This is a genomic window from Brasilonema octagenarum UFV-OR1 (assembly GCF_963888615.1).
Lineage (GTDB): Bacteria > Cyanobacteriota > Cyanobacteriia > Cyanobacteriales > Nostocaceae > Brasilonema > Brasilonema sennae.
The window spans coordinates 1-599 of record NZ_CAWPKW010000124.1; the positions used below are offsets into that span (position 1 = coordinate 1).

At 35.6% G+C, this 599-nt stretch carries 1 pseudogene; it reads left to right on the forward strand.

The features are described 5' to 3' along the window. Positions 1–599: pseudogene (locus AC5590_RS08915) on the forward strand (DNA sulfur modification protein DndB); the annotation flags it as partial.

A 599-nucleotide genomic window follows, 5' to 3' on the forward strand; every position in this document is an offset into this window, starting at 1 on the left:
GTTAGTAGTCAGGGAAAACCTGTCGAGAAATGGGTCAATTTAAAGCTATATAAGAACGTAGCTAGAATTGTAATTGATGGTCAACATAGGCTTCTTGCATTAAAGAGATATTGGAACGTCCATACTGGAAAAGAGCCTTTAAGCCCTCAAGAAATTAAGGAAAATTTCAGTTGCTCAAAAACTTTTGACATACCAGTTGTTTATCTAGTGTTCGGTGATTTTGGCAGGGTTGGTCATGCAGACTTAAGCGAAACTGTAAGAGATGAGATAATCAAAGCAACTCGCAATATCTTTACAGTTATAAACAAGACTGCGAAATCAATCGATAAACAAACTCAACTATTGCTTGATGATAGTAAAATATCAGCATTGATTCCTAGAAAACTTTTAGAGGAAGGAGTGCTTGAAGATAGATTCGTTAGGTGGTCTTCCAAATCAAGAAACTTAACTCAATCAGACCCTTATCTAACCACTCTAGATTTGGTTAGCCAATGTACTATTGAACTATTGAAAGATTATCAGAAGCCAGCTTTAAAGAAATCATTCAATTCACCAACTGAGCGTAATAAAGCTCTAGATGATTATTATGAGTCTCATCC